The sequence below is a fragment of the Rhodanobacter thiooxydans genome (assembly GCF_021545845.1).
Taxonomy (GTDB): Bacteria; Pseudomonadota; Gammaproteobacteria; order Xanthomonadales; family Rhodanobacteraceae; genus Rhodanobacter.
Map to the genome: position 1 here is coordinate 2,503,106 of NZ_CP088923.1, position 14,734 is coordinate 2,517,839.

General features: G+C 68.8%; 16 protein-coding genes. 8 read left to right on the forward strand and 8 right to left on the reverse strand.

Features of this window, described 5'->3' with window-relative positions; all coding sequences use genetic code 11:
* Positions 1-158 precede the first annotated feature (158 nt).
* A complete protein-coding gene (locus tag LRK53_RS11215; RefSeq protein WP_027492516.1) occupies positions 159-1,364 on the forward strand; it encodes an acetyl-CoA C-acyltransferase in 1,206 nt (401 codons plus the stop codon).
* A 105-nt stretch (positions 1,365-1,469) separates the two neighbouring features.
* On the opposite strand, the gene LRK53_RS11220 is transcribed toward LRK53_RS11215, so the two are convergent.
* The 3 genes from LRK53_RS11220 to LRK53_RS11230 form a co-directional block, all read right to left on the reverse strand.
* On the reverse strand, positions 1,470-1,865 hold the full coding sequence (locus LRK53_RS11220; RefSeq protein ID WP_027492515.1) for a carboxypeptidase-like regulatory domain-containing protein: 396 nt from the start codon (positions 1,863-1,865) through the stop codon (positions 1,470-1,472).
* A 303-nt stretch (positions 1,866-2,168) separates the two neighbouring features.
* Positions 2,169-3,176 (reverse strand): hypothetical protein, encoded by a 1,008-nt coding sequence (locus tag LRK53_RS11225; RefSeq protein WP_235642075.1) that lies wholly within the window; start codon positions 3,174-3,176, stop codon positions 2,169-2,171.
* 787 nt (positions 3,177-3,963) lie between these two features.
* Entirely contained in the window at positions 3,964-5,079 is a 1,116-nt protein-coding gene (locus tag LRK53_RS11230; RefSeq protein ID WP_235642076.1) for a hypothetical protein, read from the reverse strand.
* 219 nt (positions 5,080-5,298) lie between these two features.
* Here LRK53_RS11230 and LRK53_RS11235 point away from each other — a divergent pair, with 219 nt between their 5' ends.
* The 6 genes from LRK53_RS11235 (at position 5,299) to LRK53_RS11260 (ending at position 10,918) form a co-directional block, all read left to right on the forward strand.
* Positions 5,299-6,879 (forward strand): SDR family NAD(P)-dependent oxidoreductase, encoded by a 1,581-nt coding sequence (locus LRK53_RS11235; RefSeq protein ID WP_425504504.1) that lies wholly within the window; start codon positions 5,299-5,301, stop codon positions 6,877-6,879.
* A gap of 104 nt (positions 6,880-6,983) precedes the next feature.
* Positions 6,984-7,700, forward strand: a complete 717-nt coding sequence (locus tag LRK53_RS11240; RefSeq protein WP_235642082.1) for a pirin family protein — start codon at positions 6,984-6,986, stop codon at positions 7,698-7,700.
* 138 nt (positions 7,701-7,838) lie between these two features.
* Complete coding sequence (gene ada / locus LRK53_RS11245) at positions 7,839-8,915, forward strand: bifunctional DNA-binding transcriptional regulator/O6-methylguanine-DNA methyltransferase Ada (RefSeq protein WP_027492510.1); 1,077 nt, start codon at positions 7,839-7,841, stop codon at positions 8,913-8,915.
* On the forward strand, positions 8,912-9,643 hold the full coding sequence (locus LRK53_RS11250; protein WP_027492509.1) for a 2OG-Fe(II) oxygenase: 732 nt from the start codon (positions 8,912-8,914) through the stop codon (positions 9,641-9,643). The genes ada and LRK53_RS11250 overlap by 4 nt, the downstream gene beginning before the upstream one ends.
* Complete coding sequence (gene alkB, locus LRK53_RS11255) at positions 9,640-10,296, forward strand: DNA oxidative demethylase AlkB (RefSeq protein ID WP_027492508.1); 657 nt, start codon at positions 9,640-9,642, stop codon at positions 10,294-10,296. The genes LRK53_RS11250 and alkB overlap by 4 nt, the downstream gene beginning before the upstream one ends.
* Positions 10,286-10,918, forward strand: coding sequence for a DNA-3-methyladenine glycosylase family protein (locus LRK53_RS11260; protein ID WP_027492507.1), 633 nt, complete (start codon positions 10,286-10,288; stop codon positions 10,916-10,918). Before alkB ends, LRK53_RS11260 begins: the two co-directional genes overlap by 11 nt.
* On the opposite strand, the gene LRK53_RS11265 is transcribed toward LRK53_RS11260, so the two are convergent.
* On the reverse strand, positions 10,899-11,084 hold the full coding sequence (locus tag LRK53_RS11265) for a DUF2231 domain-containing protein (protein ID WP_037089494.1): 186 nt from the start codon (positions 11,082-11,084) through the stop codon (positions 10,899-10,901). The genes LRK53_RS11260 and LRK53_RS11265 overlap by 20 nt on opposite strands.
* Positions 11,085-11,149: 65 nt before the next feature.
* Here LRK53_RS11265 and LRK53_RS11270 point away from each other — a divergent pair, with 65 nt between their 5' ends.
* Complete coding sequence (locus tag LRK53_RS11270) at positions 11,150-12,091, forward strand: MBL fold metallo-hydrolase (RefSeq protein ID WP_027492506.1); 942 nt, start codon at positions 11,150-11,152, stop codon at positions 12,089-12,091.
* Between the two features lie 11 nt (positions 12,092-12,102).
* Here the strand turns inward: LRK53_RS11270 and LRK53_RS11275 are convergent, their stop codons facing one another.
* The 4 genes from LRK53_RS11275 to LRK53_RS11290 all read right to left on the reverse strand — a co-directional run bounded on the left by LRK53_RS11275 (position 12,103) and on the right by LRK53_RS11290 (position 14,716).
* The gene (locus LRK53_RS11275; protein ID WP_235642084.1) at positions 12,103-12,252 is read right to left on the reverse strand and encodes a hypothetical protein; all 150 of its coding nucleotides are present in this window, start codon (positions 12,250-12,252) and stop codon (positions 12,103-12,105) included.
* A 255-nt stretch (positions 12,253-12,507) separates the two neighbouring features.
* On the reverse strand, positions 12,508-12,855 hold the full coding sequence (locus LRK53_RS11280) for an MBL fold metallo-hydrolase (protein WP_235642090.1): 348 nt from the start codon (positions 12,853-12,855) through the stop codon (positions 12,508-12,510).
* A gap of 227 nt (positions 12,856-13,082) precedes the next feature.
* Complete coding sequence (locus LRK53_RS11285) at positions 13,083-13,430, reverse strand: tRNA-binding protein (RefSeq protein WP_027492505.1); 348 nt, start codon at positions 13,428-13,430, stop codon at positions 13,083-13,085.
* Positions 13,427-14,716: an NAD(P)/FAD-dependent oxidoreductase gene (locus tag LRK53_RS11290; protein WP_027492504.1), complete on the reverse strand. Its 1,290-nt coding sequence runs from the start codon at positions 14,714-14,716 to the stop codon at positions 13,427-13,429. The genes LRK53_RS11285 and LRK53_RS11290 overlap by 4 nt, the downstream gene beginning before the upstream one ends.
* Positions 14,717-14,734 lie beyond the last annotated feature (18 nt).

Here is a 14,734-nt window from a genome sequence, read left to right on the forward strand (position 1 = left end):
CGGCAAAGCCGCTAATCCGAATTCTCAGCGCATTTTTCAACGCCACTCACCGAACACCATTTGAAGCGCCGGTTTGCGCGAAAGGATCGGGATCACGTCGGACCGCTCTGACAAATCCCGAATCCCCAATCCCGAATCCCGGCTTTCGGAGAAAGCAAATGACCAAGCAAATCCAGGACGCCTACATCGTCGCCGCCACCCGCACCCCGGTCGGCAAGGCGCCGCGCGGCGTGTTCCGCAACACCCGTCCGGACGACATGCTCGCCCACGTCATCCGCGCCGTGATGGCGCAGGCGCCCGGCATCGACCCGCACCAGATCGGCGACGTCATCATCGGCTGCGCCATGCCCGAGGCCGAGCAAGGCATGAACGTGGCGCGCATCGGCGCGCTGCTGGCCGGCCTGCCCGACACCGTGCCCGGCGTCACCGTCAACCGCTTCTGCTCCTCCGGCCTGCAGTCGGTGGCGATGGCGGCCGACCGCATCCGCCTGGGCCTGGACGACCTGATGCTCGCCGGCGGCACCGAGAGCATGAGCATGGTGCCGATGATGGGCCACAAGGTGGCGATGAATCCGGCCATCTTCGACAACGAGCACATCGGCATCGCCTACGGCATGGGCATCACCGCCGAGAACGTGGCCAAGCAGTGGAAGGTCAGCCGCGAGCAGCAGGACGCCTTCTCGGTGGAAAGCCACCGCCGCGCGCTGGCCGCCCAGGCCGCCGGCGAGTTCAAGGACGAGATCACCCCGTTCCAGCTCGCCGACCACTACCCCGACCTCGCCAGCCGCGGCATCGTCACCGACAGCCGCCTGATCGGGAACGACGAGGGCCCGCGCGCCGGCACCACGCTGGAAGTGCTGGCCAAGCTCAAGACCGTATTCCGCAACGGCCAGTTCGGCGGCACCGTCACCGCCGGCAACTCCAGCCAGATGTCCGACGGCGCCGGCGCCGTGTTGTTGGCCAGCGAAGCGGCCCTGAAGAAGTACAACCTGCAGCCGCTGGCGCGCTTCGTCGGCTTCTCGGTGGCCGGCGTCAAGCCCGAGATCATGGGCATCGGCCCGAAGGAAGCGATCCCGAAAGCGCTCGCGCAGACCGGCATCAGGCAGGACCAGCTCGACTGGATCGAACTCAACGAAGCCTTCGCCGCCCAGGCGCTGGCGGTGATGGGCGACCTCAAGCTCGACCCGGCCAAGGTCAACCCGCTCGGCGGCGCCATCGCGCTCGGCCATCCGCTCGGCGCCACTGGCGCGGTGCGCATCGCCACGCTGGTGCACGGCATGCGCCGGCGCAAGCAGAAGTACGGCATGGTCACCATGTGCATCGGCACCGGCATGGGCGCAGCGGGGATTTTCGAGGCGCTTTGATGCTTCCGCCCGGCATTCCGGCCAAGGCTGGAATCACCGCGCCGCCACCGGCGAAAACAGCAACGGCGCCGTAGCGATACGGCGCCGTTGCTGTTGACGGCCTGGCTATGGCTTGCTCGCCAGTTTCGCGCATTCGCCCTCCATGCAGTCGAAGTTGACCTTGATGCCGCGGTCCACCACGACCGGCACGTTCAGGTGTTTGACTATGGGCCGGCCGTTCTCTTCCAGGGTTACCGTGTAATTGCCCACCGGCAGTGGCCCGATGTAGTAGCGGCCCTTGGCATCGACCTGGTTCTGGCGCAGCAAGCCGGACGTGGTGCTTAGCACCGAGACGGTGTCGCCGACCGGTGCCTTGCCGAAAATATTGCCCATGGTGGCCTGCGCGAAGGCCGTGGCGGATCCCGCCGCACATGCGCCGACGAGCGCGATCATCGCAAGACGCCGAAGCGGAAAGCCGCGGAGGCGCCGGGGAGGATGGCTCGGGAGGGAGTGCTTGTTCATGGAATTTTCCTGATTTCGTTGAAACGACAGGGGACCTGAGCCCGCCAGCTTGCCTGGCCATCCGCTCATGGAAATTCCGGACGGCCGCCTGCCAGGCCTGGGGATGGCCACCTTGGCAGGTATCGATTCGCTCTCCGTCCGCGGCCATCGGGAGCCGCGCGGCCCCACGCGATGGTTGCGCGCAGCCTATGCCACGTCAGGCCGGCGCCGAAGGGTCAGAGGTTATTGAAGGTCGGAAGTCATGCATCTGTGAAGTTGCAGCGATGCGCGCCCGTTTTTACGGCAACCGCTCGGCCCACAGGCTCAGCCGTTCTTTTCCTGTGCCTGTTTGACTGGCCACGGCGCGGCGCGCCAGCAGGCGTTGTAGAAATCCTTGATGGCCTGCCGGGCCGGATAGAGCACGAAAGTGGCACCGTAGCGGAACGCGCTGCGCCGACCACCGACCCAGGCGCCGATGGAGCTCGACGAAAGCAGCCGCCCCAGCTCGCCAGGCGACCACGGCCGGCTGATCACCACGGCGCTATCGACGACGCGCGCGGCACCGCGCGGTTCGACCAGCACAGGCTGGCGATCGACCTCGAAATACGATCGCGTTTCGTGCGCCACGATCTGCGCGGCGCGGGTGGCACCCACCTGGTCGTAGGCGGTGAGCGTCACGCTGCCCGGCTGACATTGCAGGACCAGCCGATAGGTGCCGCGCCGGTTCTCCTGATGCAGTTCCAGCAAAGGCGCCGGCGGCAACAGCCAGCTTTTCGTCTTCAAGGGCAACCGGCCGTTGTTGGCCAGGCCGGCGACGGTCATCTGGTCCGCATCCAACCAGATCGGCGAATCGACGGCGGACGCTGACGGCGCGGCGAGAGCATCGAGGTCGATGCCCATCGCCTTGAGGTAGGCGTCCGCCTCCCCCTGCAGCGGCTGGTCCGGCGTGGTACCGGCGGACCGGTGGCGGATCAGACCGATGCGATCGCCACCCGTGGGAGCCCAGCGGTAAAGGCCGCCAAAGTAGGCATAGGCACACGCACCGCTGCAGACGGCGGCCTTCGCGCCCCGGTAGCCGCCACGCTTGCGCCGCGGCGTGCCCAGATGCGTCGTCATCGAGCTGGCGCGGAACAGGCGCCCCAGCGCCATGCCGGCCGCCAGCTCGCCCTGCGCGGAGTTCAGGTAGACGTCGGCCCCGGCAGGAACCTTGCCCGACTTCAGCAAGGCCTCGAACCGCTGCGGCGCATCGGCGTCGATCACGCCGTAGAGATAAATCTGCGGCGCCCCGGCCAGCGTCACCGTCATGCGGTCGTCGTTGACTTGGATGGCCATGCGCTGCGGCGTGGCATCTGCGCTGCGGCGCGCCGCAACGCCTTCGGCGCGCGCCGCACTGACCAAGCCTGCACAGACGAGCAGCCACCAAGCGCAACCAACGATGCGCGAGCAGCGTCGGCGTGCAGCATTCTCGAATGGGCCGTATCGCACTACTGCTCCCACGATTCAAACGATGGAGTTTCAAAGCTGCAGGATGTCCCGCAGGTGAACGCGGGAGCGTGCCATGGGAACGTGATCGGCAGCAACGAGAAACGGGCCTTCCACACGACAGACCCGGTCGATCGACGCCACCACCACGCTGCAGGTCAACACGCAGACCTACTTCTGGCTGGCCAACGGACACATCCTGCGCATGCATTTCAATGTGGCGCGGTCATTCTCGACGCGGGCGCGTGTCGAGAATGCCAGCGTCTGCGGTACCCCGGCTGGCTTTCGCAGGCACGCTCGGCCGGGGCGCTCGTTCTACGTCGACGCCGTCTGGGAATACAGCCTCAGCCGGCGCTGGGTGCTGGGTGCTGGCGCTCGACCTCAGCTGTTGGCGCAGTCACGGTGCCCGCGTACGCGGTGATGGGGCTGCGGGTTCGCCTACCCCCTGGACGGGCGCTCCAGCGAGGCGTTCGGCTTTGCGCCGGCGATCGAGTACAGCTGGAGTCCCACGCTGGGCGTGCTGTTTGGTACCCGTGTCATCACCGACGGACACAACACGCCGACCACGATCACGCCGCCGCTGGCGATCAACTACTACGTGCACTGAGTCGCGCTACGCCAGCGGGGGCGCGGGGGTTCAGCCGAAGGTGACGTGCGTCGGCTCCGGACGTACGCCGGGGCGCCGGCCGTCTACGAACATGTGCAGGCGGCCCCCGACCACCGCGACCTGGGCACGGCCAGCCAGCTGCATCGCCGGGAACGCCGCCGGCGACTTGGCCAGGCCAAGCTGATGCTCGGCGCGCATCCGCGCGCTCTTGGCGGCAAACCAGGCCTTCGGGCCGGCCAGCAGGGCGCCCGAATCGGACTCCGCCCGGCGCGAGTCCTCGATGCTTCGGCGCAGGTGGGCCAGGTGGTGCTCGTTGAAGACCTCGCTCAGGGCGGCGGTCTTGAACGGCGAGGCGGCGTACTCGTCGAGCAGGCTGCCCAGCGCGGCAACCACGCGCAACACGATCCGTCGGTTCACGCACTCCACGTCCGAGCTACCGGTCGAGGCTTGCCAGATGCCGTCGAGGGCTGCGGCCAGCGCAAGGTACTCGGCTTGGTTGAGCGGGCGGCGCGCCAGCGGGGTGCTCCGGCGGTCGATCAGCCAGGCCTGGTCGACTGCCGGTAGCGCCCGCGAGCGGCTCGCGACGCGGGCACGGGCCTCTTTCATCGACAGGTTCTCGTCGGCGGCCAGCCGCAGCGAGAGCGCCTCGCGGGTCAGCGGCTGCGTGCGCGTAGTGCCGTCGGCGCGGTACCAGCGGCGGTACTCCAGCGTAGCCGGGTGGAACATGTCGTGCGGCGGCCGCAGCGCGACGCACGCCTCGGCGGCGTAATCGAGCGCCGGCGCCATCGACCGCAGGCCGGCAGCGTGGGCGGCAAGCACCCGCCCAAGCAGGATCTCGGCCACGACCAGGTGCCGATGACAGTCAGCCCGATGCTCGGCCCCGCTTCGCGCGAAGTAGACGAAACGTACGCGAGCCGCGAGCCTAGCGTTGCCCGGCCGGAGGGGCGCCTTGGTGCCATGACAACCCTGCCCGGCGATCCGGTGGCCGATCGGCAGCGCGCGGTGCGCGGTAGGCAGGTCGCCCAGCAGGGTATCGACGGAGGAAACAGCAACAGCGGCAGTTCTGGCCTTGGCGGCCTCTTTCAGGGGCACACTTGCGGGGGTCGACACACTCACAAAAAACCTTCGCTGCTGAAAGGCGGCCACGATGCTCGACTCTGTCACACCGCGCCGCCCGGATACCGCTGATGCCGTCCCGCCTGGACAGCCACGACGCCACTTTTGCATTAGCCGTGCCACGAAAATGTGCACTGCTGCGCAATAATCGAACTTCGACTCTGTTTGAGTCGCGCCGGCGCTTTCCGGGCCGAGACGGAAAACAGGCAAAATAGGCGGCTGGCGAGGCACTTGCCCGCCCCTACGACGATGGATCAGCTCTTGACGACCGTGCCCGCCCCCACCGCCCTGCCCGATCATACGGGCGCCGACCTGCTGGAGCGCCTGCGCGACGCCACGGCACTGCTGGAATCGGTAGCCGCCGACCGGCAGCTGCTGGACCGGCTTCCAGCCGAGGATCGCCAACGTCTGCACCAGGCCGTGGCGCAGCTCTACCACCCCGACCCGGCGGCTCGCCGGATCAAGCTGAAAGCCGCCGAAAAGGCACGCTACGCCTCGAAGGTGGCGGCTGAAGACACCGTGCTGAACCAGACCGGCATCCGCAGCCTGCGCCGTAAGCCGGTGTTCACCACGCCGAACGCATTCGCGCCGGAAGGCTTCCTGCCGCACGACGTGCCGCCGGCGGCCGACGCCGCGCAACCGCGCGAGTCGGTCGAGCCGAAGCACTGCTACGTGTGCAAGCAGAAATACACGGCCATCCACTTCTTCTACGACCAGCTGTGCCCGGAGTGCGCCGCGTTCAACTATGCCAAGCGCGGCGAGCTGGCCGACCTGCGCGGCCGGGTGGCGCTGCTTACCGGCGGCCGCGTGAAGATCGGTTACCAGGCCGGACTCAAGCTGCTGCGCGCCGGTGCCGAGCTGATCGTCACCACCCGCTTCCCACGCGACTCGGCCGCGCGCTATGCGGAAGAACCCGACTTTGCCGAATGGGGTCACCGCCTGCAGGTCTACGGCCTCGACCTGCGCCACACGCCCAGCGTGGAGGCGTTCTGCCAGGAACTGGTGGCGACGCGGCCACGGCTGGATTTCATCATCAACAACGCCTGCCAGACCGTGCGCCGGCCGCCGGAGTTCTACGCGCACATGATGGAAGGCGAGACCGCCGCGCTGCACGAGTTGCCCGAGCACGTGCGCCGGCTGGTAGGCCACTACGAGGGCCTGCGCGGCGCGGAGATCCTGCCCAGCAGCACCGCGCTGGCCAGCCGCGGTCCGGAACTGGCCGGGCTGACCCGCGCTGCCGAGCTGTCGCAGCTCCCCCTGCTGCCGGAGGAGCTGCTGGCGCAGAGCCACCTGTTCCCCGAAGGCCGGCTGGACCAGGACCTGCAGCAGGTCGACCTGCGCCAGCGCAACTCGTGGCGGCTGCTGATGGCCGAGGTGCCGTCGGTGGAATTGCTGGAGGTACAGCTGGTGAACGCGATCGCGCCGTTCATCATCAACGCGCGGCTGAAGCCGCTGATGCTGCGCACGGGCGAGCGCGACAAGCACATCGTCAACGTGTCGGCGATGGAAGGCCAGTTCTACCGCAGCTTCAAGACCACCCGCCACCCGCACACCAACATGGCCAAGGCCGCGCTGAACATGATGACGCGCACCGCGGCCACCGATTACCACAACGACGGTATCCACATGAACAGCGTCGACACCGGCTGGGTGACCGACGAGGACCCGGCCGAGCTGGCGGCGAAGAAGGTGCGCGAGGAGCGCTTCCACCCGCCGCTGGACATCGTCGACGGCGCCGCGCGCATCGTCGATCCGATCATCCACGGCATCAATACCGGCGAGCACGTGTGGGGCCAGTTCCTGAAGGATTACCGGCCGACCGACTGGTGAGTCCACTGGCGCCGAAACGACGACGATCCGTTTCCTTCGCGCCGGTTTCAGATGCTGCTGCGTAACCTTATGTTGGGAACAGGCGCCATCGGGCGCGATCAAGCATGAGGGATACCGCTGTGATTGAACGCAGACCTTTCGACCGCCTGGGCGGAGCCGACCACGGCTGGCTCAAGGCGAAACACCACTTCTCGTTCGCCGGCTACCACGACGCGAAGCGCATGGGTTGGGGCGCGCTGCGTGTGTGGAACGACGACACCATCGCGCCGCAGACCGGCTTTCCGCCGCATCCGCATGCGGACATGGAGATCATCACCTACGTGCGCGAAGGCGCCATCAGCCATCAGGACAGCCTCGGCAACGCCGGTCGCACCGAAGCCGGCGATGTGCAGGTAATGAGCGCCGGCACCGGCATCACCCATGCCGAGTACAACCGCGAGAACGTGACCACGCGCATCTTCCAGATCTGGATCATCCCCGACGAGAACGGCAAGCCGCCGTCCTGGGGCGCGCGACCGTTCCCCAAGGGGGACCGTTCGGGCCGCTTCGTGGCACTGGCCAGCGGTTTCAAGGAAGATACCGAGGCCTTGCCGCTGCGTACCAACGCGCGCGTGCTCGGCGCCACGCTCAAGGCCGGCGAAAGCGTCGCGTACGCGTTGCAGCATGGTCGCTACGCCTACCTGGTGCCGGCCACCGGCAAGGTGGACGTCAATGGCGTGAAGCTGGAGGCCCGCGACGGCGCGGCGATCCGCGACGAGGCCACGCTGCACATCACCGCGATCGAGGATGCCGAGCTGGTGCTGGTGGACGCCGCGCCCTGAGTTTCGCATGGCGGTCGACGCCATGCCGGTGCTCGCCGGCATGGCTGCGCTTCGATTCGACCGCAAGACCCGGAGTGCCACGGCGGCTGTCGGTCCGTAGATTGCGCCTTGAGCGATAATCCGACGGAAGGGACAGCCATGCATACTTTCGACAAGCAGGCGGCACGCGCCGCCACCCTGGCCGACCCGCGCTGGGTCGCGGTACAGGCGCGCGATGCGCACGCCGATGGAAGCTTCTTCTACTCGGTGCGCAGCACCGGCGTGTACTGCCGTCCGTCCTGCGCCGCACGAGCGGCCCGGCCGGAGAACGTCGCCTTCCACGCCACCGCCGCCGAAGCGGAGCGCGCCGGCTTTCGCCCCTGCAGGCGCTGCCGGCCCGATCAGCCGTCGCTGGCGCAGCAGCAGGCGGCGATGGTCACCGCCGCCTGCCGCGCGATCGAGCATGCCGAGACCGCGCCGACGCTGGAACAGTTGGCCCAACCGAGCGGCCTCAGCCCGTTCCATTTCCACCGCGTGTTCAAGGCGGTCACCGGGGTGACCCCGAAACAATACGCCGCGGCGCATCGCAACCGCCGCGTGCGCAATGGCCTGGAGCACAGCCACAGCGTGACCGCGGCGATCTTCGATGCCGGCTACAACGCCAGCAGCCGCTTCTACGAAACTGCCGACCAGGTACTGGGCATGACGCCTTCCAGCTATCGCGCCGGCGGCGTCGACAGCGAGATCCGTTTCGCCATCGGCGCCTGTTCGCTGGGCGCGATCCTGGTGGCGCAGAGCGAACGCGGCGTGTGCGCGATCCTGCTCGGCGACGACCCGGACGCGCTCGCGCGCGAGCTGCAGGATCGCTTCGCCAAGGCCCGGCTGATCGGCGGCGACCGCGATTACGAACGCCTGGTGGCGCAGGTGGTCGGCTTCATCGAGGCGCCCGCGATCGGGCTGGACCTGCCGCTGGATGTGCGCGGTACCGCATTCCAGCAGCGCGTATGGCAAGCGCTGCGCGAGATTCCAGCGGGAAGCACCGCCAGCTACGGCGAAATCGCGCGGCGCATCGGCGCGCCCACGGCGGCGCGCGCGGTGGCCCAGGCGTGCGCCAGCAACCTGCTGGCGGTGGCGATCCCATGCCATCGCGTGGTGCGCAACGACGGCGGCCTGTCCGGCTACCGCTGGGGTGTGCCGCGCAAACGCGCCCTGCTGGAGCGCGAGGCGCAGGCATGAATGCGCAGCTGCAAGCGTCCGCCGGCACCGGGGCGCGGCTGCAAGGGTACGACTGGGCCGGCATCGCCGATGAGCTCGACGCGCACGGCGGCGCGATGCTGAAAGCCCTGCTGTCGCCGCAAGAGTGCCTGGCATTGGCCGGCATGTATGCGGACGACGAACGTTTCCGCAGCCGTGTGGTGATGGGCCAGCACGGTTTCGGCCGTGGCGAGTACCGCTATTTCGAGTACCCCCTGCCCGAACGGGTGGTCGCGCTGCGCGACGGGATCTATCCGCCGCTGGCGCCCATCGCCAACCGCTGGAACGCGGCAATGGGGTTGGCCACACGCTACCCGGCCACGCATGCCGAGTTCATCGCCCGTTGCCATGCCGCCGGCCAGCAACGTCCCACCCCGCTGCTGCTGCAGTACGGCGCCGGTGATTACAACTGCCTGCACCAGGACCTGTACGGTGAGCAGGTGTTTCCGCTGCAGCTGGCGGTCCTGCTGTCCGAGCCGGGACGCGATTTCAGCGGCGGCGAATTCGTGCTGACCGAGCAGCGCCCGCGCATGCAGTCGCGCGTCGACGTGGTGCCGCTGCGCCAGGGCGACGCGGTGCTGTTCGCGGTGCACCAGCGCCCGGTGCAGGGCACGCGCGGCAGCTACCGGGTGAACCTGCGCCACGGCATCAGTCGCGTGCGCAGTGGTCGCCGCCATACGCTCGGCATCATCTTCCACGACGCCGCATGATCACCACCGACCTGTTCGGCGCCAACCACCATCCCGTCCGTCGGGACGAGCGGCTGTGCGACGGCGCGGTGGTGCTGCGCGGCTTCGCCCTGGCGGAGGAATCGGCGTTGCTGCAGGCGGTGACGGCGATCGCGGCGCAGGCCCCGTTCCGCCATCAGCTCACGCCCGGCGGCCTGCGCATGTCGGTGGCGATGACCAATGCCGGGCCGCTGGGCTGGACCAGCGATCGCCGCGGCTACCGCTACGCTCCACGCGATCCGGACAGCGGCGAGCCATGGCCGCCGCTGCCGCCGGCATTCATGCGGCTGGCGGTGGCCGCCGCCGCACGCGCCGGCTTTCCCGGCTTCGTGCCGGATGCCTGCCTGCTCAATCGCTACGAACCCGGCACCCGGCTCAGCCTGCACCAGGACCGCGACGAACGCGATCTCGGGCCGCCGATCGTGTCGGCGTCGCTGGGCATACCGGCGGTGTTCCTGTTCGGCGGCCTGCGGCGCACCGACCCCGTGCAGCGCGTGCCGCTGGCGCATGGCGACGTGGTGGTGTGGGGCGGCGGGGCGCGATTGCGCTTCCATGGCGTGCTGCCGCTGAAGGCGAACCATCACGCCGCGCTGGGCGAGCGCCGCATCAACCTGAGTTTTCGCCGTGCCGGCTGACGCCGCCACGTTCCTGGCCGCGCTCGACGCCGACTGGGCAAGCCTGATCGCGCAGGTCGGCCCGTGCAGCCACCAGGCAAAACCGGCGCGCGCGCCGTACGAGGCGCTGGTACGCGCGGTGGCCTACCAGCAACTGCACGTGCGGGCCGGCGACGCGATCCTGGCGCGGCTGCTGGCGCTGCATCCGCAGCAGGCGTTTCCGTCACCGGCGCAATTGCTGGAGGCCGATGTCGACAGCCTGCGCCGCTGCGGTTTTTCGGCGCGCAAGATCGAGACGATCCGCGGCATTGCCGCGGCCACGGTCGACGGCGTCGTTCCCGATCTGGCCACGGCATTGGCGCTGCCGGACGAGGAACTGGTCGCCCGGCTCTGCGTGTTGAAAGGCATCGGCCGCTGGACGGTGGAGATGTTCCTGATCTACAGCCTGGACCGCCCGGACATCCTGCCAGCGGACGACTTCGGCGTACGCGAGGGCTATCGCCTGCTGAAGTCGCTGGACACGGCGCCCGCGCCGAAGGCGCTGGCGGCGATCGGTGCGAACTGGAGCCCGCACCGCACCGCTGCGGCCTGGTACCTGTGGTGCGTGCCACGCCCGCCGAAGCTCAGGCAGACGGTGGGCTGACGCCCAGCCGGCGCCCGTACACCAGCTTGCCGCCCAGCCAGCCGGCCACGCCCAGGCAGAGGAAACCCAGCACGCTCAGCCCGATGACCAGCAGGCCCGGCGCAATGACCTGCAGGTGATGCAGGCGCAGGAACAAGCTGGTCCCGGATGGCCGGAACTCGACCATGGTCCGGGTGCCTGCGCTGCGGCGGCTTGCTACCCTCGACGGATCGTCCGGTTCACGAGGCAGGCATGGCACACACCCACGGCATCCACGGCATCCACGGCATCCACACCATCGACACCGGCTTCGTGCGTCCGCAGTTCGATGCGGCCTACCTGGTGGTCGAGCACGACCGCGGCGCCTTCATCGACTGCGGCACGAACTTCGCTGTGCCGCGCATGCTGGCGGCGCTCGACGAAGCCGGGATTTCCGCCGCCGCGGTGGACTGGCTGATCCTCACCCACGTGCACCTGGACCACGCCGGCGGCGCCGGCGAGCTGATCGCAAGGCTGCCGAACGCGCAGCTGGTGGTGCACCCGCGCGGCGCCCGTCACATGATCGATCCGTCGGCGCTGTGGGCCGGCGCCAGCGCGGTGTACGGCGAGTCGGTGATGGAGCAGACCTACGGGCGGCTGCGCCCGATCCCGGCCGAGCGGGTGACCGCGGTGCCGGACGGACACGTGGTGGATCTGGCCGGTCGTCCGCTGCGCTGCCTTGACACCCCCGGCCACGCGAAGCACCACCTCACCGTATACGACGAGCGCGCCGCCGTGTGCTTCACTGGCGACGTATTCGGCCTCTCCTACCACGATTTCGATACCAAGAACGGCCCGTTCATCCTGCCCACCACGTCGCCGGTGCAGTTCGATCCGCCCGCGCTGCATGCGTCGATCGAGCGCTTGCTCGCGCTGAAGCCCGAGGCGATGTACCTCACCCACTATGGCCAGGTGGAGGACGTCGAACGGCTGGCGGCCGATCTGCACGTGCAGATCGACGCGATGGTCGCGCTGGCCCGCGCCGCGCACGGCCGGCCCGACCGGCACGCTGCGCTGATGGAATCGCTCACCGAGCTCTACGCCGCCCGCGCCGAAGCCCATGGCTGGCAGCAGGGCCGCGACGCGCTGCGTCAGCTGCTGGGCATGGACATCGAGCTGAACGCACAGGGGCTGGAGGTATGGCTGGACCGCTGATCGGCAGCGGCTCACTTGCCTGTTGTGCGTGCTTCTTGCCGCTCCTTCGTCAGTCGTTCCTCGAAACGTGGCTCCGCCGCCGCGGCGTAGCTGCGGCAGGCGCCGGTATCGATCAAGGCGTCGGACGAACGCTTGCGATCGCGTGCGGCAACCTTCTGCATAAAGCCGCTGGCCTCCGGATGCGGGGTGATCAGGATGTCGCGAGGCAGACCGGCGACGGTCGCGAAGGACTGGCGGAAAGCCGCGACCCGCGCCGGCTCGTCGCTGTAGTGAAAGCCTTCGCGGCTGAGTGCAGTGAGGCTGTCGACATAGGCCAGCGACAGGCAGCGCCCCGCTTCGCACGAGCGCCAGGTCCACGAGGTGCTGCCCGTGGTGTGGCCGGGCGTGTAATACGCCGTGACGGCGATCGAGCCTGCCTACGCCGCTGCACCGTCGGCCACCACCTTGACCGGCGTGACCGCCGGGTAGCGCGGCGCCATGCCGTACTGGGGATCGTCCGGGTCGCCGCCGCCTAGGCGTAGCGCCTTCGCACCAGCCGCGCTGGCCGCCACCGTGGCGCCGCTGTCGCGCGCCAGCCGGGCGATGGCCCCGGCGTGGTCGGAATGGGCGTGCGAGTTGAGGATCAGCCTGACGTCGCGCAGACGGAAACCGAGCGCGCGGATGTTCGCCTCGATCTGCGCCGCGTTGCCTTCCAGCGTGCCGTCGATCAGCACGTGGCCCTGCGGCGAAGTGATCAGGACCGCGCTCAGCCCCCGTGTACCCACGTACCAGCTGTCGCCGTAGATGCGGAATGGCTGCTGCGGCTGGCTCCAGCTCGCCTGCTGCGCCTGCGCCAGGCTGGCCAGAGAAAGGCCAGCGCCGATTCACAGCGTGCGGATGATGCGGTTCATGCGTGAGCTCCATGACCGGACGGGACCGTCATGGTGGCTGGCGATGGCGAACAGGTGCTGGCGCGTTGCAGGCAAATTGCGGGCAACGTGCCGTGATCGGCTCAGGCCAGCCGGGTGCCGTTCGGTACCGGGCGTTCGATCGCGGTGAGCACCACGCCCGCGTCGGTGGGAAAGCCGGTCAGCAGAAACTGCGAGCGGAACGGACCGATCTGCTTTTCGGGGAAGTTGATCACCCCCACGACCTGCCGCCCCAGCAGATCCTCGGCTTGGTACAGCGCGGCAATTTGCGCGCTGGTCTTCTTCTCGCCGTAGGGGCCGAAATCCACCCAGACCTTCCACGCCGGCTTGCGCGCCGCGGGAAACGGTTCCACCTTCGTCACCGTACCGGCGACGATCAGCACCTGCTCGAAATCGGCCCAGCTGATCTCGGGGTGATTCACTTCGCTCATCCTTCCAGCCTCGTCTTCAGACAATCGCGGCTCTGCTGCCACCAGTAACTGGCCTGTGCCGCAAGATAACCGAACGGGCGATGGGTGCTGCCCAGGCCGTAGTCGGCGAACTGTTGCCAGCGGTCGTCGCCTTCGGCGATCGCCGCCGCCAGCAGTTCGCCGGCGACACAGGTCGGCGCCAGCCCGTGCCCGCCGAAGGCCTGCGCCCACCACAGGCCGCGGCCGTCGCCGCCGATCTGCGGCATCTGGTGCCGCGCGTAGCTCATCAGGCCCGACCAGGCGTGGTCGACTCGCACGCCATCCAGTTGCGGGAACACCCGCAGCAGGTCTTTCGTCAGCAGCCGCTGTACTCCGCGCGGCGAGCGGTTGAGCACCGAGATGCGCCCGCCCCACAGCAGGCGGGTATCCGGCAGCGCGCGGTAGTAGTCGAAGGCGAAGCGGCTGTCGTAGATCGCCGCGTGGGTGTGCAGGCAGTCGTCCAGCCGCGCGCCGAGCGGCTCGGTCACCATCACGTAGGTGGCGATCGGCAGGATCGCGCGGTCGATCGTTTTCTGCAGGCCGGCCAGGTAGCCGCCGCAGGCCAGCACTACCTGGTCGGCCAGCAGGTCGCCTTGCGCCGTGCGCAGGCGCCACCGCAGGCCCTCGCGCACGAGGCTGCGCACACCGCTGTACTCATGGATGCGCACGCCCTTCCCGGCTGCCGCGGCGGCCAGGCCGATCGCGTAGTTGAGCGGGTGCAGGTGCAGCGCATCGCGCTCGTACAGGCCGTCGTGGTAACGCTCGCTGCGGATGCGCGCGCGCAATTCGGTTTCGGGCAGCCACTGCCAATGTACGCCGTAATGGTCGCCCAGCAACTGCTGGCGCTGGCGCAACACGGCCGGATCGCGGAACCAGTTGGCCCAGATCACCCCTTCGTCGACCATGTCGCAGGCGATCGAATGATCGGCGACGCGCTGGCGGATGCGCCCGACCGCCTCGGTGGTGAGTTTGAACAGCGCCTGCGCGCGCGCCTCGCCCAACTGGTCGAGCAGCGTTTGCTCGCCCAGCGAATAGCCGGCGAAGACGAAGCCGCCGTTGCGGCCGGAGGCGCCGAAGCCGACCTGCTCGTGCTCCAGCAGCACCACCTCGCGCACGCCGCGCTCGGCCAGCCCCAGCGCAGTGTTCAGGCCGGCGAAGCCGCCGCCGATCACCGCAACGCGCGCCTGCGTGCTGCCCTGGAGCGGTTGCCAGGCCGGATACGGCGTGGCGGTGGCGCGATAGTAGGACGTGGCCGAGGGGGACTTCATGCTGCAGCGATGAGCGAC